The sequence below is a fragment of the Enterobacter sp. UPMP2052 genome, from assembly GCF_053709675.1.
Genome location: NZ_JBSKJR010000006.1, coordinates 158,863 through 180,103, shown reverse-complemented (window position 1 = coordinate 180,103; position 21,241 = coordinate 158,863). Strand labels below are relative to the sequence as shown.

Sequence of the window (21,241 nt, the reverse complement as noted above, 5' to 3'; positions counted from 1 at the left end):
AGTGCGAAAAATGCACATTACTCCACGACGACACGGCCATGGAGTGACTGTACCGAGCGGTTATTATCGTGGTGCATGGTATGGGTGAATTTCTCCAATTGTTCAGCAGAGAGCGTCAAAGGATGTTTAAGGACAACCCAGATAACGCCTTCGGAACACGGAGGAGTGGTAAGCGAGCCGCTAAAACGCCAGTAGGTTTTGTCTTTCGGCAGAAGGTTATTCAGATTAAGGTTCTGATTAATGGTCGCATTTTGCTCCGCATGTTCAGGCATCACTTTCCACAGCTTTTCCAGCTCAGCATTCGGTGCGCCCTTATCAAACATTACCGCAACCACGACCAGTTCGCCTTCAGCATTCTTGTGCACCAGATGCATTTCCATCGCATAGTTTTTGCCATGGATCGTGTTTTCACTCGGCGCATGGAAATGGAATTGCTGAAGAGACCAGGTCTGTTTATCCAGGGTAATGCTGTCGCGCGTGTCCGCTTTTTCGCCAGCCTGAATGGTGTGCCCGTTGTTCGTCAGCGTGATGGGACCCTCGGTGTAGTGCGTTTGTAACGGGGTGAGGTGGGCCTTAAGTGTGGAATCAATGTTAATCGGGGACTGATTCATACCGCTTTGACAGGTTTTATACGCCTCATCCAGTTCGCCCCAGTGCTCCGGAGCGCCTTCGCCTTCATAGCTCCAGTGTGATGCATACGCTGAAGCGGAAATGATGCTCAGCGCCAGCAGCGCTGCCTTGCCAGTGATGTGTTTCATAATATTCTTCCGGTGAATTTTATAGTTCAAATCATTTAATTAACGCATGATCTGTAAGGGTATTTTACCGGAGAAAACCAGGAGGCGGGAGCAATATCAGAGAGGAAAGGCGTGGTCAGATGACCACGCCAAAAGATCACTTTTTACGGCCAGTAATACGGCACCACTCTTCTTTCTCAACCACCGGATCGAGCGTAAAGAGATCGGCATAGGCTTCGCAGACGCTGTCGGCCTGGCTGGCGAGGATGCCGGAAAGACCCAGCAGGCCGCCTTCAACGGGCAGCACGCTGATTAACGGTGCCAGCTCGCGCAAAGGGCCTGCCAGAATGTTCGCGACGACGACGTCGGCTTTCATCGCTTCTGGCTGCGCGTCTGGCAGATACAGCTCCAGACGGTCAGAGACGCCGTTACGTTCAGCGTTATCGCGGCTGGCCTGGATAGCCTGGGGATCGATGTCGATCCCGATCGCTTTCGCTGCGCCCAGCTTCAGCGCGGCAATCGCGAGGATCCCCGAGCCGCAGCCAAAGTCGATCACGGTCTTGCCTTCCAGATCCAGTCCGTCCAGCCACTGCAGGCATAGCGACGTAGTAGGGTGCGTGCCTGTACCAAATGCCAGACCCGGATCAAGCATAACGTTCACCGCGTTTTCATCGGGAACGTCGCGCCAGCTCGGGCAGATCCACAGGCGTTTACCGAACTGCATTGGATGGAAGTTATCCATCCACTCGCGTTCCCAGTCTTTGTCTTCGATTTGCTCGATCTTATGGACAAAGCCTGCGCCCAGAAGCGGGTGGTTTTCCAGAATCGCGACGACCTCGTTCATGTCGGTTTCGGCATCGAACAGGCCGATAACGTCGGTGTCGCCCCACAGGCGGGTTTCACCCGGAAGCGGCTCGAAAACCGGCGTATCATGCGTGTCCTGGAAGGTGATGGAAACCGAGCCGGCCTCCATCAGCGCATCGCTCAGCTCTTCGGCATTCGCGCCGGTTGTATTCAGTTTCAGTTGGATCCACGGCATGGCAAAACTCTTTATTTATCAGTAGAAATCATAGCGGGCTGTGGGACGGGTTGACCAAAACGGTTCCCTACCACAAACGCCAGTAAGCTTAACAGTAACGAAGGCACAATCGGATGGAAGCCCAGATACTGAATATTAAACGTCGCAAGAACGGCGTACAGCACGCCGCCGACAATCATAGCGCTCAGCGCGCCTGCGGCATTGGCCCGCTCCCAGTAAAGCCCCAGCACCAGCGGCCACAGGAAGACCGCCTCAAGCCCACCGAACGCGAGCAGGTTGAGCCAGATGATCATCTCCGGCGGACGCCAGGCGGCCAGCAGCAACAACGCCCCTAACAGCAGCGTAATCACGGCTGACATCCGCTTCAGGCGTCGCTCGTTTTCGACCTGCTCCGGGCGCAGGTTCAGATAGAGGTCTTTAATGATCGTAGCGGAACTTTGCAGGAGCTGAGCATTGATCGTCGACATAATGGCGGCCATAGGCGCGGCGAGGAATATTCCGGCAGCAAAGGGCGGAAGCACTTTGACCATCAGCGTTGGGATCACCAAATCGGGGACCGTCAGGTCCGGGATCACCGCGCGGCCTAACGCGCCTGCCAGGTGCATACCAAACATCAGGATCGCCACAACGATGGTGCCGATGATGATGCCTCTGTGCACCGCTTTGCTGTCTTTATAAGAGATGCATCGCACCGCGGTATGCGGCAGGCCAATCACCCCAAAGCACACCAGCACCCAGAACGAGGTCATAAACGTTGGGGAGAGGATATCGTCCGCGCCCTGCGGCGAGACCAGTTTCGGGTCGATCGCTTCCAGGGTTTCCACGGCATGGCTCAGGCCGCCTGCCGCATGAACAATCCCCACCAGCAGAACGATAGTGCCAATAAGCATCACCATCCCCTGCATCGTATCGTTCAGCACGCTGGCACGGAACCCGCCAAAGGCGGTGTACAGCGCAATACTCACCCCGAAGATGATAAGGCCGGTCTCATAGGGGATCCCCGCTGCCGTCTCCAGCAAACGCGCGCCGCCGATAAACTGTACCGTCATCGCACCAATAAAGGCGACCAGCAGGCTCAGGCTTGCGAGCCACACCAGCAGACGGCTCTGATAGCGCGCAAACAGCATATCGTTGAGCGTCACGGCGTTATAGCGGCGAGCCAGAATGGCAAATTTTTTGCCAAGAATTCCCAAAGAGAGCCAGACGGCAGGCAGCTGGATCATCGCTAACAGCACCCAGCCTAACCCGTATTTATAGGCGGCACCGGGACCACCGATAAACGAGCTGGCGCTGATATAGGTGGCGGTAAGCGTCATGGCCAGCACAACGCCGCCCATCGAGCGGCTACCGAGAAAATACTCATTCAGGAAGGTGCCGGTGCTCCTTTTACGCATCGCATAAACGGACAAACCAAACACCACTAACAGGTAAGCGATAAGCGGCAGAATGACTTCAGGCTGCATCATCGTCCTCCAGCGGAATATCGCGATAAATGAATTTCACCATTGCCCAGCACAGCAGGATAAAGACCAGCGGCACCAGAAGACACGCCATCTCAAACCAGTGAGGCAGGCCGGTAATGCCGATAGACGAATCAGGTAAGTAAGCAGTTACTAACCAGGCGGCGAGATAGAGAAGGGTCAGCCACAGCGCCCAGCGCGCTTCTTTATGGGCCTGAACAAAACGCTTGTCCATTTTTTGTCCCTTGTGGATGAAGAAAGCGGGGATTGTACATGATGGGGCATGGCTCCCCCCAGAAATAAAAAAAGGCCGGATTAACCGGCCTTTTCGCGTTGCTGCAAACTTACTTCTCGTTCAGACCGAGTTTCTTCTCCAGATAGTGGATGTTAGTTCCACCATTCTGGAAGTGCTCGTCGCTCATGATGCGCATCTGCAGATCAACGTTGGTTTTGATACCGTCGATGATCAGCTCCTGCAGGGCGTTCTTCATGCGGGCAATCGCCACGTCACGGTTCTCGCCGTAGCAGATGAGTTTACCGATCATTGAGTCATAGTACGGCGGTACGGTGTAACCGGCGTAAATATGAGACTCCCAGCGCACACCAAAGCCACCCGGCGCGTGGAAACGCGTGATTTTACCCGGGCTTGGCAGGAAGGTGTTCGGATCTTCGGCGTTGATACGGCATTCTACCGCATGGCCTTTGACCACAACTTCGTCCTGCTTGATGGATAGAGGCTGGCCGGCAGCGATACGCAGCTGCTCTTTGATCAGGTCAACGCCGGTGATCATTTCGGTAACCGGGTGTTCAACCTGAATACGGGTGTTCATTTCAATGAAGTAGAACTCGCCGTTTTCGAACAGGAACTCGAAAGTACCCGCGCCGCGATAGCCGATATCCACACAGGCCTTGGAGCAACGCTCGCCGATGTAGCGACGCAGTTCCGGAGTAATGCCCGGCGCTGGCGCTTCTTCGACCACTTTCTGGTGACGACGCTGCATGGAGCAGTCGCGTTCTGCCAGATAGATGGCATTACCCTGACCGTCAGCCAACACCTGAATTTCGATGTGGCGTGGGTTTTCCAGATACTTTTCCATGTAAACCATGTCATTGCTGAAAGCCGCTTTCGCTTCCGCTTTTGTCATGGCAATGGACTGGGCCAGTTCTGCATCGCTGCGCACAACGCGCATACCACGACCGCCGCCGCCGCCGGACGCCTTGATGATCACCGGGTAGCCAATGCGTTTCGCATGGGCACGGTTAACATCCATATCGTCGCCCAGAGGGCCGTCGGAGCCTGGTACGGTTGGAACACCGGCTTTCTTCATTGCGGTGATCGCAGACACTTTGTCGCCCATCAGGCGAATGGTGTCGGCTTTCGGGCCGATGAAGATAAAGCCAGAGCGTTCAACCTGCTCGGCAAAGTTGGCGTTCTCAGAGAGGAAGCCGTAACCCGGATGAATTGCCACCGCGCCGGTGATTTCAGCGGCGCTGATGATAGCCGGGATGTTCAGATAGCTTTTTACGGACGGAGCCGGGCCAATACAGACCGTCTCATCCGCCAGCAATACGTGTTTTAAATCGCGATCCGCGCTTGAGTGCACGGCCACGGTCTTGATGCCCAGTTCTTTACAGGCACGAAGAATACGCAGTGCAATCTCGCCACGGTTGGCGATAACAATTTTATCCAGCATGTTCGCCTCGTTACTCGATGACGACCAGCGGCTCGTCAAATTCTACCGGCTGACCACTTTCGACCAGAATCGCTTTCACAGTACCTGACTTGTCAGCTTCGATCTGGTTCATCATTTTCATGGCTTCGACGATGCACAGGGTATCGCCTGCATTGACTTTCTGACCCACTTCGATGAACGCTTTCGCGTCCGGGCTCGGGGTGCGGTAGAAAGTCCCAACCATTGGGGAACGTACGATGTGACCACTGATTTCTGCGGCTGCGGCAGGTGCAGCGTCTGCTGCTGGCGCAACGGCTGCGGCAAGCGCAGGCTGCTGCTGCATCATCGGTGCTGCATAAGCCTGCTGCATTACCGGGAAGCTAGCGGCTGGGGCTGCACGGCTGATGCGTACAGACTCTTCGCCTTCAGAAATTTCCAGTTCGGAGATGCCTGATTCTTCAACCAGCTCGATCAGTTTTTTAATCTTACGAATATCCATGAGTGGGTTCCGTACTCTTGTTTAGTGTGATTGTGACAGGCGTTTTACCGCTGTCTGTAAAGCGTATGAATAACCGTCTGCACCCAGTCCACAGATAACACCAGCGGCGATATCCGACAGGTAGGAATGGTGGCGGAACGGTTCTCGGGCATGCACGTTACTCAGGTGGATCTCGATAAACGGGATACTCACCGCAAGCAGTGCGTCGCGGATAGCAACACTGGTGTGCGTAAACGCGGCCGGATTGATCAGGATATAGTCCACATTGTCTTTAGCCTGATGAATACGGTCGATGATTGCGTACTCCGCGTTTGACTGAAAATGATCCAAATCCACATCTAATGACGCTGCTTCCGTACCCAGACGGTTAACAATTTCACTCAATGTTAGCGTGCCATACTTCTCTGGCTCACGGGTTCCGAGCATGTTCAGGTTCGGTCCGTTAAGGACTAAGATTTGAAATTTACCAGCCATTGTGCCGCTATCTCCTGCGAATCTCGGGTAAAAAACAAAATATACCTTCGATGCGCGATTGTCACCTTTTCAGAGGCCTAAAACCCCTGTCAGGAAAACCAAAGTCGCACATTATAACGATTTCGTAGCATTTGGCAGCTAAATACTGGTCTTATCAGGGAAGATTATCAACCGCAAACCCAAAAAGATTCACGGATGATAAGTATTCTGCGGGAAAACGCACAGTTTCGCGCACTATCGCAACCACTGGCGGAACTTCTTATAACGCCACGCCAGCAGGCCCAGCGCCAGGAGCGCATAGAGGATGGGCTGCGGCGAGAGAATTTTCACCGACCACAGGTAATGAATGGGGGCGAGGATCGCAACCAGATAGACGACGTTGTGCAAATACTGCCACCGTCGGCCCAGTTTTCGCTGGGCATACTGCGTGGAGGTGAGCGTCAGCGCCAGCAAAATCAGCCAGCTCACAATGCCCAGCGTCAGGTAGGGGCGCGTCACCAGTTCGCGGCCCAGTAGCGACAAATTGTTAATCCCCAGCTCAAGCAGCGCATAGCTGGTGAGATGGATCGTCGCCCAGGCAAAACACCATAGCCCTAACAGACGACGGGTGCGTATCAATAATGGCTGTTTAGCGTAACGCGCCAGCGGTGAGACCAGCAAGGTCGCCAGTAAAAATTTCAGAGCCATCCTACCCGTAAAGTGCTGGATATCCTTCGCCGGGTCGGCGCTGAACGCGCCTGCATTCACCGCCCAGAACAGCCAGATAAAAGGAAGCAAACCGGCCAGGTGCAGCAGCACCTTCAGCCAGACGATCTGCTTTGCGGTTAAGCGCACTAGAAATTCTCCCGTAAATTCAGCCCACGGTACAGCGACGCCACCTCATCCGCGTAGCCGTTAAACAGCAGCGTCGGCTGGCGTTTAACGTCCAGCGCACCGCCCGACCCGATAAACCGTTCGGTGGCCTGCGACCAGCGCGGGTGATCCACATGCGGGTTCACGTTCGCAAAAAAGCCGTATTCGCCCGGTGCCGCCAGGTTCCAGGTGGTGGGGGGGCGCTCGCGGGTGAGTTTGATGCTGACAATGGACTTAATCCCTTTAAAGCCGTACTTCCACGGCACGGTCAGGCGAATGGGTGCCCCGTTCTGCGGCGGCAGCGCTTTGCCGTAAACGCCCACGGTCAGCAGCGTAAGCGGATGCATGGCTTCGTCGAGGCGCAACCCTTCCACATAGGGGTATTCAAGCCCGCCGCCGATAAAGCGGTCCTTTTGACCCGGCATCTCGTCTGGCGCATACCGCGTCTGGAACGCGACGTACTTCGCGTTGCTGGTGGGCTCAACCATCGCCAGCAACTTATGCAGCGGGAAGCCAACCCAGGGAACCACCATGGACCAGGCCTCCACGCAGCGCATCCGGTAGATGCGCTCCTCCAGCGGAAAACGGGTGGTGAGGTCGTGGTGATCCAGCGTCAGCGGTTTGGCAACCTCGCCGTCAATTTTCAGCGTCCAGGGATCGGTTTTCATGCTGCCCGCATTGGCCGCAGGATCGGCCTTATCAAGGCCAAATTCATAGAAGTTGTTATAGCCAGTGACTTTATCTTCTGGCGTCAGCGCCAGTTTATTTTGCCACTGTGCGGGTTTCGTAAAGGTGAGGGGCGCACCGGAGGGCGCTTTTGGGCGGTCGTTACCCTTAAACCAGTCGAGCAGGTCGGCGTGGGCCGCAGGGGTAAGCGTTAAGGCGGTCGCGCTGATGCCAAGCATTTTCAGGATCTGGCGGCGCTGTAACATAAAGACAGATTCAGACGTTACGTCGGCTTCCGTCAGCTTTCGGGTTTTCATGGCATCCTCCGTCATGCGTTTTTGTAAGCATGACGGAGGAGAGCGGTTAGCGCGAATATGTCACGAAAATTTGAAGATTAGGCTATTTTCACCAGCGCGCGGCCATGAAACTGGTTGTCCATGATCTTATTGGCATAGTCAGATGCTTGGCTGAGGAAAATTTCGGTGGCACTTTGGGTAAAGAAGGACTCCGGCAGATCACGCACCAGACGCTCCCAGGCTTCAGCGCGACGGGCCGCAGGCGTCATCACAGAATCGACCCCCTGCAGGCGCACGTTACGCAGAATAAACGGCATCACGGTGGTTGGCAGGGCAAAACCGCCCGCCAGACCGCAGGCAGCCACGCAGCCGCCGTAGTTCATCTGCGCCAGGACTTTCGCGAGCACTTTGTCACCTACGGTATCAACTGCGCCTGCCCAAAGCTGTTTTTCCAGCGGACGGGTTTCGGCAAACTCTTCCCGGCCAAGGATGCGGCTCGCCCCCAGTTGACGCAGGTAGTCATGCGTACTCTCACGGCCAGAGACGGCCACAACCTGATAACCCAGCTTATGCAGTAGGGCAACGGCGGTGCTGCCTACGCCACCGCTCGCGCCGGTCACGACAATTTCGCCAGATTCCGGGCGGATCCCGGCGTCTTCCAGCGCCATCACGCACAGCATAGCGGTAAAGCCGGCTGTCCCTACGATCATCGCTTTACGGCCATCTAACCCCGCCGGCATCGGTACCAGCCAGTCGCCCTTCACGCGCGCCTGAGAAGCCAGGCCGCCCCAGTGGTTTTCACCCACGCCCCAGCCAGTGAGCAGCACCTGCTGCCCGGCGTGGAAGCGCGGATCTTCGCTGGTGTGCACATGGCCCGCAAAATCAATTCCTGGCACCATCGGGAAATTTCGGATGATTTTACCTTTGCCGGTAATCGCCAGCGCATCCTTATAGTTCAGGCTGGACCAGTCAATGTCCACGGTGACGTCGCCTTCGGGCAGACGGCCCTCTTCAATGGCTTGCACCGAGGCAAGGGTTTTACCGTCCTGCTGTTCTAAAATCAAAGCCTGCATACTGGTTCCTCACGACTCAGATGATTGGAAAATAATTCCTTAAGACTATACTCGCACAATGAAACGTTATGCCGATTTAACGCAATAAATTGCCAGATAGGCCAGGTTTGGTAGTATGTCGCATCTCAAATGCAAGTTAGCGCTTACTCGCTATTCCATCAACCCACGGAGTAATCTCAAGGATGCGATTAACCACAAAATTTTCAGCGTTTATCACGCTGCTGACGGGGCTCACCATCTTCGTCACGCTGATTGGCTGTTCCCTGAGCTTTTACAATGCCATTCAGGATAAGCTGGTCAATCGCGTTCAGTCGGTGGCATCGGTCATTGATACCCGTCTGATTACCACCTCGCTCCCGGCGCTGTCGCGCGAGCTGGACGAGCTGATGGTGCCGGTAGATATTGTTCAGATCGATATCACCCAGGGCAAAAAAACGGTTTTTAGCCATGCCCGACAAACAAGCTATCGGCCTGCCGGCACGGTGAATCAGTACCGGGAGGTCGCGGTTAATTCGCTCAAACATCCCGGCATGACCATCAGGATGGTCTATCTGGACCCGATGTCCAATTACTTCCGCTCGTTGATGACCACCGCGCCGCTGACCATGGCCGTTGGCTTTATCGTGGTGTTGATTTTTCTCGCCGTGCGCTGGCTGCGTCGTCAGCTCTCGGGCCAGGAGCTGCTGGAGAACCGTTCGGTACGAATACTGAACGGCGAACGCGGTCCGCAGGTGCGCGGTTCGGTCTATGAATGGCCGACACGCACCAGCAGCGCGCTGGACGTTCTGCTGTCTGAAATTCAGTTCGCCAGCGATCAGCGTAGCCGCATGGATACCTTGATCCGCTCCTACGCTGCGCAGGATAACAAAACGGGCCTGAATAACCGTCTCTTCTTTGATAATCAACTGGCCACGCTGCTGGATGATGCCGAAAAGGTAGGGGCGCACGGGGTGGTGATGATGATCCGCCTGCCTGATTTCGATCTGCTGCGCGATACCTGGGGCCGCCGCGTGGCGGAAGAGAATCTCTTTACGCTCATCAACCTGCTCTCAACGTTTATCATGCGCTACCCGGGTTCGCTTCTGGCGCGCTATCACCGCAGTGATTTCGCCGTGTTGCTTCCCCATCGCACGCTGAAAGAGTCAGAGAGTATTGCCAGCCAACTGCTGAAAGCCGTCGATGCCTTGCCGCAAAGCAAGTTGTTCGACAGAGACGATATGGTGCACATTGGCATCTGCGCATGGCGCGGCGGGCAGGCAACCGAACAGGTAATGGAACATGCGGAAGCGGCAACCCGCAATGCGGTCCTGCAGGGGGCGAACGGCTGGGCGATTTATGATGATTCGCTGCCGGAAAAGGGGCGCGGCAACGTGCGCTGGCGTACGCTGATCGAGCAGATGTTAAGTCGCGGCGGGCCGCGCATTTATCAAAAACCGGCGGTTATGAAAAATGGCCTGGTTCATCATCGCGAGCTGATGTGCCGTATTTTTGACGGCACAGAAGAGGTCATCTCCGCCGAATACCTGCCGATGGTGCTGCAGTTTGGCCTGTCCGAAGAGTACGACCGCCAGCAAATCTCCCGCCTGATCCCGTTCCTGTCGTTCTGGCCCGAGGAAAACCTGGCATTACAGGTCACCGTTGAGTCACTGATTCGCCCGCGTTTTCAGCGCTGGCTACGCGATACGTTAATGCAATGCGAAAAATCGCAACGTAAACGCATTATTTTTGAACTTGCAGAGGCAGATGTAGGTCAACACATCAGCCGGTTACGTCCTGTGGTACGGTTAATCAATGCGCTTGGTGCTCGCGTCGCGGTGACGCAGGCGGGCCTGACGCTGGTCAGTACCAGCTGGATCAAGGAGCTGGGTGCCGAGCTGCTGAAGCTGCATCCGGGGCTGGTAAGGAATATTGAAAAACGCACGGAAAACCAGCTGCTGGTACAGAGCCTGGTGGAAGCGTGTAAGGGAACACAAACACAGGTATTTGCCGCTGGCGTGCGCTCGCGGGGTGAATGGCAGATGTTGACAGAGCGCGGGGTTGCAGGTGGTCAGGGTGATTTTTTTGCCGCCTCTCAGCCGCTTGACACCAATGTGAAAAAATATTTGCAAAGATACTCTGTTTGACCTGCCGTTTAATCAGTTTTCACGTAGAATATCGCGCCTGTAGCTTTGAGTATGACGAGCAGAAGCCAGTGAACGACCTTTAACGGGTTACAAATGCAAGTGAGGACGCTACTGTTTACTCAGCCCTGAGGGATTCAGGGGATGAATTTGTAACAAAGGAAACGTACTGCACTAATTTTCACCGTAGCTGACGATTTTTGCGCCTTGTCGCTGCTACGTGTGGTTGGTAAAGTAAGCGGATTTTGTATTCCGCCCCAGCTTTCAGGATTATCCCTTAGTATGTTGAAAAAATTTCGTGGCATGTTTTCAAATGACCTGTCCATTGACCTGGGTACCGCGAATACCCTTATTTATGTAAAAGGACAAGGCATCGTACTGAATGAGCCTTCCGTTGTGGCCATTCGTCAGGATCGTGCCGGCTCGCCAAAAAGCGTCGCTGCAGTCGGTCATGATGCGAAGCAAATGCTGGGCCGTACCCCAGGCAACATCGCCGCGATCCGCCCAATGAAAGACGGCGTTATTGCTGACTTCTTCGTGACTGAAAAAATGCTTCAGCACTTCATCAAGCAGGTTCACAGCAACAGCTTCATGCGTCCAAGCCCGCGTGTTCTGGTGTGTGTGCCGGTTGGCGCAACCCAGGTAGAACGTCGCGCAATCCGTGAATCCGCTCAGGGTGCAGGCGCGCGTGAAGTGTTCCTGATTGAAGAACCTATGGCGGCAGCTATCGGTGCAGGCCTGCCGGTTTCTGAAGCGACCGGTTCCATGGTTGTGGATATCGGTGGCGGTACCACTGAAGTGGCCGTGATCTCCCTGAACGGTGTGGTGTACTCCTCCTCCGTGCGTATCGGGGGCGACCGTTTCGACGAAGCCATTATTAATTATGTGCGCCGTAACTACGGTTCCCTGATCGGTGAAGCCACCGCAGAACGTATCAAACACGAAATCGGTTCTGCTTACCCAGGCGATGAAGTGCGTGAGATCGAAGTGCGCGGTCGTAACCTGGCAGAAGGCGTTCCACGCGGCTTTACCCTGAACTCCAACGAAATCCTCGAAGCGCTGCAAGAGCCGCTGACCGGTATCGTGAGCGCGGTGATGGTTGCGCTGGAACAGTGCCCACCAGAACTGGCGTCTGATATCTCCGAGCGCGGTATGGTGCTGACCGGTGGTGGTGCGCTGCTGCGTAACCTCGACCGCCTGTTGATGGAAGAGACAGGTATTCCTGTCGTAGTTGCAGAAGATCCACTGACTTGCGTCGCCCGTGGTGGTGGCAAGGCGCTGGAAATGATCGACATGCACGGCGGCGACTTGTTCAGCGAAGAGTAGTCGGGTGTGAAAGGGTAGCAAATGGCTACCCTTTCTCTCTGACGCGAGAAGACGCATAGCCTATGAAGCCAATTTTTAGCCGTGGCCCATCGCTACAGTTTCGCCTTATACTGGCGGTGCTGGTTGCGCTTGGGGTCATTATTGCCGATAGCCGCCTCGGTACGTTCAGCCAGATCAGAACGTACATGGATACCGCCGTCAGTCCTTTCTACTTTATATCAAATGGTCCCCGTGAATTACTCGACTCCGTTTCGCAAACGCTGTCTTCGCGTGACCAACTCGAACTCGAAAACCGGGCGTTACGTCAGGAACTGCTGCTGAAAAACAGCGAGCTGTTAATGCTGGGTCAATATAAGCAGGAAAATGCGCGACTGCGTGAACTGCTTGGCTCGCCGCTGCGTCAGGATGAGCAGAAAATGGTCACCCAGGTGATCTCAACCGTCAACGATCCTTACAGCGATCAGGTTGTTATCGATAAAGGTAGCGTTAACGGCGTCTATGAAGGTCAGCCGGTCATCAGCGATAAGGGCGTTGTCGGCCAGGTGGTGGCGGTTGCTAAACTGACCAGCCGCGTGCTGCTGATTTGTGATGCTACCCATGCGCTGCCGATTCAGGTGCTGCGTAATGATATCCGCGTGATCGCGGCCGGTAACGGCTGCACGGACGATCTGCAGCTTGAACATCTGCCAGCCAATACGGATATCCGTGTGGGCGACGTGCTGGTGACGTCAGGTCTCGGCGGTCGTTTCCCTGAGGGCTATCCGGTTGCGGTGGTCTCCTCCGTGAGGCTTGATACGCAACGTGCCTACACCGTGATTCAGGCGCGTCCAACGGCCGGGTTACAGCGTCTGCGCTATCTGCTGCTGCTGTGGGGGGCCGATCGTAACGGATCAAATCCGATGACGCCGGAAGAGGTGCACCGCGTAGCGAATGAGCGTCTCATGCAGATGATGCCGCAGGTTCTCCCTTCGCCGGATTCGATGGGGCCGCCTGCGCCCGTTCCGGCTCCTGCAACGGGCTTAACGCAGCCGCTGCCGGACGCACCGCCACCGCCTCAGCGCTCGTCGGGAGGGCAGTAGTGGCAAGCTATCGTAGCCAGGGACGCTGGGTTATCTGGCTCTCATTTCTTATCGCACTGCTATTGCAGATTATGCCCTGGCCGGACGACATCCTCGTTTTCCGGCCTAACTGGGTATTGCTCATTCTGCTCTACTGGATCCTGGCCCTGCCGCACCGCGTAAATGTCGGCACGGGTTTTGTGATGGGTGCCATACTGGATCTCATTAGCGGCTCTACGCTTGGCGTGCGAGCCTTATCCATGAGCATTATCGCGTATCTCGTCGCGCTTAAATTCCAGCTTTTTCGTAATCTCGCGCTCTGGCAACAGGCGCTGGTGGTGATGTTGCTGTCGCTCGCTGCGGATGTTGTTGTTTTCTGGGCAGAGTTTTTAGTGATCAACGTCTCTTTCCGACCGGAAGTGTTCTGGAGTAGTGTAGTAAACGGTGTGCTCTGGCCATGGCTGTTCCTGCTGATGCGTAAAATTCGCCAGCAATTTGCCGTGCAATAAAAGGTTTCTATGACGTCTGTCTATCTTGCTTCTGGTTCACCGCGTCGTCAGGAGTTGCTCACGCAGCTGGGCATCTCCTTCGAGCGCATCGTTACGGGTATCGAAGAGAAACGTGCAGAGGGCGAAAGCGCTCAGCAGTACGTTTGCCGCCTGGCGCGAGAAAAAGCGCAGGCTGGCGTGGCGCAAGTGCCGCACGATCTTCCGGTGTTGGGTGCCGATACCATCGTCATCCTGAACGGTGAAGTGCTTGAGAAACCGCACGACGCGGACCATGCGGCGCGCATGCTGCGCAACATGTCCGGGCAAACGCATCAGGTCATGACGGCGGTCGCACTGGCCGACAGTCAGGATGTGCTGGATTGCCTGGTGGTGACGGACGTCACGTTCAGAGTGCTTACCGATGACGAGATCGCCGCCTATATCGCGAGCGGTGAACCGATGGATAAAGCAGGTGCATACGGTATTCAAGGGTTGGGTGGCTGTTTTGTCAGGAAGATTAATGGCAGCTATCACGCCGTAGTCGGCTTACCGCTGGTGGAAACGTATGAGTTGCTGAGCAATTTTAACTCACTGCGTGAGGGAAGGGATAATTATGACGGCTGAATTGTTGGTAAACGTAACGCCCTCGGAAACCCGTGTGGCCTACATTGATGGTGGCATTCTTCAGGAAATTCACATTGAGCGTGAGGCGCGACGCGGAATAGTAGGCAATATCTACAAAGGTCGGGTCAGTCGCGTACTGCCGGGTATGCAGGCGGCTTTTGTAGATATTGGACTCGATAAGGCCGCGTTTCTGCACGCCTCCGACATCATGCCGCACACCGAGTGCGTGGCGGGTGAAGAGCAGAAGCAGTTTGCCGTACGCGATATTTCTGAGCTGGTGCGCCAGGGCCAGGACCTGATGGTGCAGGTGGTGAAAGATCCGCTCGGCACTAAAGGCGCGCGTTTGACCACCGACATCACCTTACCTTCCCGCTATCTGGTCTTTATGCCGGGTGCCTCGCACGTCGGAGTGTCGCAGCGTATTGAGAGCGAAAGCGAGCGCGAGCGCCTGAAAAAGGTGGTCAGCGCCTACTGCGACGAGCAGGGTGGGTTTATCATCCGTACCGCAGCGGAAGGGATCAGCGAAGAGGATCTGGCCTCTGATGCGGCCTATCTTAAGCGTGTCTGGACCAAGGTGATGGAGCGTAAAAAACGCAACCAGACCCGTTATCAGCTTTACGGTGAGCTGGCGCTTGCCCAGCGCGTACTGCGTGATTTCGCCGATGCGCAGCTCGACCGCATTCGCGTGGACTCCCGCCTGACCTACGAAGCGCTGCTGGAGTTTACCGCCGAGTACATCCCTGAGATGCCGGGCCTGCTGGAGCACTACACCGGGCGTCAGCCGATTTTCGATCTCTTTGACGTCGAAAACGAAATCCAGCGCGCGCTTGAGCGTAAGGTGGAGCTGAAATCCGGCGGCTATCTGATCATCGATCAGACCGAAGCCATGACCACCGTTGACATCAACACCGGGGCGTTTGTCGGCCATCGCAACCTGGATGACACCATCTTCAACACCAATATCGAAGCGACGCAGGCCATTGCCCGCCAGCTTCGTCTGCGCAATCTGGGCGGCATTATCATCATCGACTTTATCGATATGAATAATGAGGATCACCGCCGCCGCGTGCTGCATTCCCTGGAGCAGGCACTGAGCAAAGACCGCGTAAAAACCAGCATCAACGGCTTCTCGCAGCTGGGTCTGGTGGAAATGACCCGGAAACGGACCCGTGAAAGCGTGGAACATGTGCTGTGTAACGAGTGTCCTACCTGTCATGGACGCGGCACGGTAAAGACGGTGGAGACCGTCTGCTACGAAATCATGCGTGAAATTGTCCGCGTTCATCACGCCTACGACTCCGACCGTTTTCTGGTCTATGCTTCCCCTTCGGTGGCGGAAGCGCTCAAAGGCGAAGAGTCCCACGCGCTGGCAGAAGTGGAAATTTTTGTCGGCAAGCAGGTCAAAGTGCAAATTGAACCGCTCTACAATCAGGAGCAATTTGACGTAGTCATGATGTAAGGCGCGATGCGCTGCAAGAATAAAGGCTGACAAGGAGAGACGCGTGAGGCGATTGCCGGGGATTTTACTGCTTACAGGGGCAACGCTCGTCGTGATTGTCGCGTTGCTCGTGAGCGGGCTGCGTCTCGTCTTACCGCATCTGGACAGCTGGCGTCCGCAGTTGCTGGCGAAAATCGAATCCTCCACCGGGGTGCCGGTGGATGTCAGCCAGATCAGCGCCAGCTGGCAGAACTTTGGCCCGACGCTGGACGTGCGGGATATCAATGCCAGCCTGAAAGACGGCGGCTACCTCAAAATTAAACGTGTCACCCTGGCGCTGGACGTCTGGCAAAGTTTGCTGCACCTGCGCTGGCAGTTCCGCGATCTCACCTTTTACCAACTTAGGTTCCTGACCAACACGCCGATCAGCAGCGATGGCTCCAGCAAGGGGCTAGAGACTAACCGGTTTAGCGATCTTTTCCTGCGCCAGTTCGATCACTTCGATCTGCGTGACAGTGAGGTGAGCTTCATTACGCTTTCCGGCCAGCGCTCGTCGCTGGCGATCCCCCAGTTGACCTGGCTCAATGGCAAAGATCGTCACCGCGCCGAAGGGCAGGTGAGCCTCTCGAGCCTTAACGGGCAGCACGGTGTTATGCAGGTGCGGATGGATCTGCGTGATGACGACGGCTTGTTAAACAACGGCAAAGTGTGGCTGCAGGCTGACGACGTGGACGTCAAGCCGTGGCTGGGCGACTGGATCCAGCAAAATATGCAGCTCGAAACCGCCCGTTTTAGCCTGGAAGGCTGGATGACCCTGACGAAAGGGGAATTTGCCAGTGGGGATATCTGGCTGAAGCAGGGGGGCGCAAGCTGGAAAGATGAAAAACAACCGCATCAGCTCTCCGTTGATAACCTCACCGCGCATGTGACCCAGGTGAAAGGGGGCTGGCAATTTGCCATTCCCGATACGCGTATCACCATGGACAGCAAGCCCTGGCCGCGCGGCGCGCTGACGCTCGCCTGGATGCCGGAGCAGGATGTGGGCGGCACGAACAGTAAACGCAGCGATGAGCTGCGCATTCGTGCCAGCAATCTCGATCTGGAGGCGATAGAAGGGCTGCGCTCAATGGCGACGAAGCTCTCTCCGGAACTCGGTGATATCTGGCTGGCAACACAGCCAACGGGAACGGTAGACGCGCTGGCGCTGGACATTCCGCTGCAGGCAACAGAGAAAACCCGATTTCTCGCGTCCTGGACCGGTCTTGCCTGGAAACAGTGGAAGCTCTTGCCGGGCGCAGAACATTTTAGCGGTAAGCTGGAAGGCAGCGTGGAAGACGGCAGGCTGACGGCAGAAATGCGCGATGCCAAAATGCCGTATGAAACAGTTTTCCGTGCTCCGCTTGAGATTGAAAAAGGCTCCGCCGTTCTCAACTGGCTGCACAACGATAAAGGCTTTCAGCTGGATGGCCGCCAGATCGATGTAAAAGCCAAAGCGGTGCATGCGCGCGGTGATTTCCGCTATTTGCAGCCTAAAGGTGAAGAGCCATGGCTGGGTATTCTGGCGGGGATCAGCACCGACGATGGCGCGCAGGCCTGGCGTTATTTCCCGGAAAATCTGATGGGCAAAGCGCTGGTGGACTACCTCAGTGGTGCGATCCAGGGCGGTCAGGCAGATAACGCCACCCTGGTTTATGGCGGCAATCCGCATCTCTTCCCGTACAAACACAACGAAGGGCAGTTCCAGGTGCTGGTGCCGTTACACAACGCGACCTTTGCCTTCCAGCCGGACTGGCCTGCGCTGCAAAACCTCAATATCGAACTGAACTTCCTCAATGACGGGCTGTGGATGAAGACGGACAGCGTGGCGCTGGGCGGTGTGACCGCCAGCAACCTGACGGCAAACATCCCGGATTACTCCAAAGAGAAGCTGCTCATTGATGCGGACATCAAGGGGCCCGGAAAGGCGGTTGGCCCCTACTTTGACGGGACGCCGCTAAAGGAATCGCTGGCGGCAACCCTCGATCAGCTGCAGCTGGATGGCGATGTGAATGCTCGCTTACATCTGGACATCCCGCTTGATGGCGAAATGACGACCGCTAAAGGTGACGTCCGGCTCCAGAACAACAGCCTCTTTATCAAGCCGCTGAACAGCACGCTGACCAACCTCAACGGGCAGTTCAGCTTTGTAAACGGCAACCTCAAGAGCGAGCCGCTCAACGCCACCTGGTTTAACCAACCGATCAATATCGATTTTTCCACCACCGAGGGTGAGAAAGCCTACCAGGTGGCGGTCAATATGAATGCCAGCTGGCAGCCATCGCGCATGGGCGTGCTGCCCCGGCAGATCGAAAGTGCGGTCGGCGGCGCGGTTGACTGGCGTGGCAAGGTCGGTATCGAGCTGCCTTATCACGCCGGGGCGCGGTATAACGTAGATATCTCCGGCGATCTGAAAAACATCAGCAGCCAACTGCCTGCCCCGCTGGACAAAAAAGCCGGGCAGCCGCTGCCGATGAAAATCAACGTGGCGGGTGGCCTCAACAGCTTTGACTTAACCGGCAGCGCGGGCGGGACAAACCACTTTAACAGCCGCTGGCTGCTTAACCGCAAGCTAACGCTCGACAGAGCCATATGGACGACGGACAGCCGAAGCACGCCTCCGCTGCCTGAGCAGGCGGGCGTTGAGCTGAACCTGCCTCCCCTGGACGGCGCTGAATGGCTGGCCCTGTTCCAGAAAGGCGTGGGACAAAACGCGAACGATGTCGTGCAGATCCCGCAGACCATCACTGCGCGCACGCCAGCGCTAACGCTGGGCGGGCAAACGTGGAATAACCTCAGCATCGTTTCGCAACCTGCGGCAAACGGTACGAAGGTTGAGGCGCAGGGACGGGAGATTAACGGCACCCTGACTATGCGAGATCACGCCCCCTGGCAGGTGGCGATCCGTTACCTTTATTACAATCCTGCCACGGCGAAGGCAAAAGAGCCGTCTGCGAGCACGCCGCCGCTGAGCAATGCTTCTCGCGTGGATTTCAGCGGCTGGCCCGATCTGCAGCTGCGCTGCGCGGAGTGCTGGCTGTGGGGACAAAAATATGGCCGCATCGACGGTGATTTCGCTATCCGCGGGAATACGCTGAGTTTGACCGGCGGCCTGGTGGATACCGGCTTTGGCCGCCTGACGGCGCAGGGCGAGTGGGTGAACAATCCTGGCGGGCAGCGCACCTCGCTGAAGGGCGATATCAAAGGCAATAAGCTGGATGCCGCCGCCAACTTCTTTGGCATCAGCACGCCGCTTCGCGGCTCGTCCTTTGATGTTAACTACGACCTGCACTGGCGCGCGGCACCGTGGACGCCAGACGAGGCCTCTTTGAACGGCATCCTGAAAACCCGCTTCGGTAAGGGCGAAATTGCGGACGTGAGCACCGGCCACGCCGGACAGATTTTGCGCCTGCTGAGCTTCGATGCCCTGCTGCGTAAGCTGCGCTTCGATTTTAGCGACACCTTCAGCGAAGGTTTCTACTATGACTCCATTCGCAGCACGGCGTGGATCAAGGACGGGGTGATGCACACTGACGATACGCTGGTGGATGGTCTCGAAGCAGACATTGCAATGAAAGGATCGGTAAACCTCGTGCGCCGCGAACTGGATATGGAAGCCGTGGTTGCGCCGGAAATCTCCGCCACCGTGGGCGTCGCGGCGGCCTTTGTGGTGAACCCGATTGTCGGCGCGGCGGTGTTTGCCGCCAGTAAGGTACTGGGGCCGCTGTGGAGCAAGGTCTCCATTCTGCGCTACCGCATTACCGGCCCTATTGATAAACCGCAGATTAATGAGGTGCTGCGCCAGCCGCGCAAAGATGCACAGCAATGATTTGACGTGGGCGGGTAATTGCCTCACTCTCAATAAATATGAATTTTTTACCGCCCAAGCGGCAACGAACGAGTAGCAATACGATGAGTCTGAACCTGGTAAGTGAACATTTGCTCGCAGCGAACGGCCTGAGCCATCAGGACCTGTTCTCCATTCTTGGTCAACTGACCGAACGCCGTCTCGACTACGGCGATCTCTATTTCCAGTCGAGCTATCACGAATCCTGGGTTTTAGAAGACAGCATCATCAAAGATGGCTCTTATAACATTGACCAGGGCGTTGGCGTGCGCGCCGTCAGCGGCGAGAAAACCGGCTTTGCCTATGCCGACCAGATTAGCCTTGCGGCACTTGAGCAGAGCGCACAGGCCGCGCGTACTATCGTGCGCGATACCGGCGATGGCCGTGTGAAAACGTTGGGTGAAATTCAGCACTCTGCACTCTATACCAGCATCGATCCGCTGCAGAGCATGAGCCGTGAAGAGAAACTGGATATTCTGCGCCGCGTGGACAAAGTGGCCCGCGCCGCGGACAAACGCGTGCAGGAAGTCTCTGCCAGCCTGAGCGGTGTATACGAGCTGATTCTCGTCGCAGCAACCGACGGTACGCTGGCTGCCGACGTCCGTCCTCTGGTCCGCCTCTCGATTAGCGTGCAGGTGGAGGACGATGGCAAGCGTGAACGCGGCTCCAGCGGCGGCGGCGGTCGTTTTGGCTATGACTGGTTCCTGGGTGACGTTGACGGTGAAGCCCGTGCCGATGCGTGGGCCAAAGAGGCCGTGCGCATGGCAATGGTGAATCTTTCTGCGGTGGCTGCGCCGGCGGGGACCTTCCCGGTCGTGCTGGGTGCTGGCTGGCCGGGCGTACTGCTGCACGAAGCGGTAGGCCACGGTCTGGAAGGCGACTTCAACCGTCGCGGTACGTCGGTGTTTAGCGGCCAGATGGGGCAGCTCGTCTCCTCCGAACTGTGCACCGTGGTTGATGACGGTACTATGGTTGACCGTCGTGGCTCTGTGGCTATCGACGACGAAGGTACGCCGGGCCAGTACAACGTGCTGATCGAAAACGGCGTACTGAAAGGTTACATGCAGGACAAGCTTAACGCGCGTCTGATGGGCGTGGCGCCAACGGGTAACGGCCGTCGCGAATCTTACGCGCACCTGCCGATGCCGCGCATGACCAACACCTATATGCTGCCGGGGCAATCCACGCCGCAGGAGATTATCGAATCCGTTGATTACGGTATCTTCGCGCCAAACTTTGGCGGCGGTCAGGTGGATATTACCTCCGGTAAGTTTGTCTTCTCGACTTCAGAAGCTTATCTGATTGAGAAGGGCAAAGTGACCAAAGCGGTGAAGGGCGCGACCCTGATTGGCTCCGGTATTGAAGCCATGCAGCAGATTTCCATGGTCGGTAACGATCTGAAGCTCGATAACGGCGTGGGCGTGTGTGGCAAAGAAGGCCAGAGCCTGCCGGTTGGCGTGGGGCAACCTACCCTGAAGGTCGACAGCTTAACGGTGGGCGGCACCGCGTAATTCCCCCGCACCCTGACCCTCTCC

General features: G+C 56.3%; 18 protein-coding genes. 8 read left to right on the top strand and 10 right to left on the bottom strand.

Translation table 11 applies throughout. The features are described from left to right. Nucleotides 1-17: 17 nt before the first annotated feature. The 10 genes from ACWKX3_RS16905 to acuI form a co-directional block, all read right to left on the bottom strand. Entirely contained in the window at nt 18-758 is a 741-nt protein-coding gene (locus ACWKX3_RS16905; RefSeq protein WP_088208420.1) for a carbonic anhydrase, read from the bottom strand. Nucleotides 759-894: 136 nt separating this feature from the next. Then, on the bottom strand, nt 895-1,776 hold the full coding sequence (gene prmA / locus ACWKX3_RS16900; RefSeq protein WP_006178862.1) for a 50S ribosomal protein L11 methyltransferase: 882 nt from the start codon (nt 1,774-1,776) through the stop codon (nt 895-897). An 11-nt stretch (nt 1,777-1,787) separates the two neighbouring features. Continuing rightward, the gene (gene panF / locus ACWKX3_RS16895; RefSeq protein WP_042322164.1) at nt 1,788-3,239 is read right to left on the bottom strand and encodes a sodium/pantothenate symporter; all 1,452 of its coding nucleotides are present in this window, start codon (nt 3,237-3,239) and stop codon (nt 1,788-1,790) included. Beyond that, nucleotides 3,229-3,471, bottom strand: a complete 243-nt coding sequence (locus ACWKX3_RS16890; protein ID WP_088208422.1) for a YhdT family protein — start codon at nt 3,469-3,471, stop codon at nt 3,229-3,231. The genes panF and ACWKX3_RS16890 overlap by 11 nt, the downstream gene beginning before the upstream one ends. 109 nt (nt 3,472-3,580) lie before the next feature. Beyond that, a complete protein-coding gene (gene accC / locus ACWKX3_RS16885) occupies nt 3,581-4,930 on the bottom strand; it encodes an acetyl-CoA carboxylase biotin carboxylase subunit (protein ID WP_006178859.1) in 1,350 nt (449 codons plus the stop codon). A gap of 10 nt (nt 4,931-4,940) precedes the next feature. Next, on the bottom strand, nt 4,941-5,408 hold the full coding sequence (gene accB / locus ACWKX3_RS16880) for an acetyl-CoA carboxylase biotin carboxyl carrier protein (RefSeq protein ID WP_006178858.1): 468 nt from the start codon (nt 5,406-5,408) through the stop codon (nt 4,941-4,943). Nucleotides 5,409-5,429: 21 nt separating this feature from the next. Beyond that, nucleotides 5,430-5,882: a type II 3-dehydroquinate dehydratase gene (gene aroQ, locus ACWKX3_RS16875; protein WP_006178857.1), complete on the bottom strand. Its 453-nt coding sequence runs from the start codon at nt 5,880-5,882 to the stop codon at nt 5,430-5,432. A gap of 234 nt (nt 5,883-6,116) precedes the next feature. Beyond that, complete coding sequence (gene msrQ / locus ACWKX3_RS16870) at nt 6,117-6,716, bottom strand: protein-methionine-sulfoxide reductase heme-binding subunit MsrQ (protein WP_006178856.1); 600 nt, start codon at nt 6,714-6,716, stop codon at nt 6,117-6,119. Beyond that, nucleotides 6,716-7,717, bottom strand: coding sequence for a protein-methionine-sulfoxide reductase catalytic subunit MsrP (msrP, locus tag ACWKX3_RS16865; RefSeq protein WP_042322160.1), 1,002 nt, complete (start codon nt 7,715-7,717; stop codon nt 6,716-6,718). The genes msrQ and msrP overlap by 1 nt, the downstream gene beginning before the upstream one ends. Nucleotides 7,718-7,794: 77 nt before the next feature. Further along, a complete protein-coding gene (gene acuI / locus ACWKX3_RS16860) occupies nt 7,795-8,769 on the bottom strand; it encodes an acrylyl-CoA reductase (NADPH) (protein WP_454542101.1) in 975 nt (324 codons plus the stop codon). 182 nt (nt 8,770-8,951) lie between these two features. Here acuI and csrD point away from each other — a divergent pair, with 182 nt between their 5' ends. The 8 genes from csrD to tldD all read left to right on the top strand — a co-directional run bounded on the left by csrD (nt 8,952) and on the right by tldD (nt 21,217). Further along, nucleotides 8,952-10,892, top strand: a complete 1,941-nt coding sequence (csrD, locus tag ACWKX3_RS16855; protein ID WP_088208426.1) for an RNase E specificity factor CsrD — start codon at nt 8,952-8,954, stop codon at nt 10,890-10,892. 279 nt (nt 10,893-11,171) lie between these two features. Then, a complete protein-coding gene (mreB, locus tag ACWKX3_RS16850; RefSeq protein ID WP_000913396.1) occupies nt 11,172-12,215 on the top strand; it encodes a rod shape-determining protein MreB in 1,044 nt (347 codons plus the stop codon). A gap of 62 nt (nt 12,216-12,277) precedes the next feature. Further along, nucleotides 12,278-13,294, top strand: coding sequence for a rod shape-determining protein MreC (gene mreC, locus ACWKX3_RS16845; protein ID WP_006178851.1), 1,017 nt, complete (start codon nt 12,278-12,280; stop codon nt 13,292-13,294). Continuing rightward, complete coding sequence (mreD, locus tag ACWKX3_RS16840) at nt 13,294-13,782, top strand: rod shape-determining protein MreD (RefSeq protein WP_006178850.1); 489 nt, start codon at nt 13,294-13,296, stop codon at nt 13,780-13,782. The genes mreC and mreD overlap by 1 nt, the downstream gene beginning before the upstream one ends. 9 nt (nt 13,783-13,791) lie before the next feature. Beyond that, nucleotides 13,792-14,385, top strand: coding sequence for a Maf family protein (locus ACWKX3_RS16835; protein WP_006178849.1), 594 nt, complete (start codon nt 13,792-13,794; stop codon nt 14,383-14,385). Then, nucleotides 14,375-15,844 (top strand): ribonuclease G, encoded by a 1,470-nt coding sequence (gene rng / locus ACWKX3_RS16830; RefSeq protein WP_006178848.1) that lies wholly within the window; start codon nt 14,375-14,377, stop codon nt 15,842-15,844. The genes ACWKX3_RS16835 and rng overlap by 11 nt, the downstream gene beginning before the upstream one ends. A gap of 43 nt (nt 15,845-15,887) precedes the next feature. Next, a complete protein-coding gene (gene yhdP / locus ACWKX3_RS16825) occupies nt 15,888-19,688 on the top strand; it encodes an AsmA2 domain-containing protein YhdP (RefSeq protein WP_454542100.1) in 3,801 nt (1,266 codons plus the stop codon). Nucleotides 19,689-19,771: 83 nt separating this feature from the next. Beyond that, complete coding sequence (gene tldD / locus ACWKX3_RS16820) at nt 19,772-21,217, top strand: metalloprotease TldD (RefSeq protein ID WP_006178845.1); 1,446 nt, start codon at nt 19,772-19,774, stop codon at nt 21,215-21,217. Nucleotides 21,218-21,241: the final 24 nt, after the last annotated feature.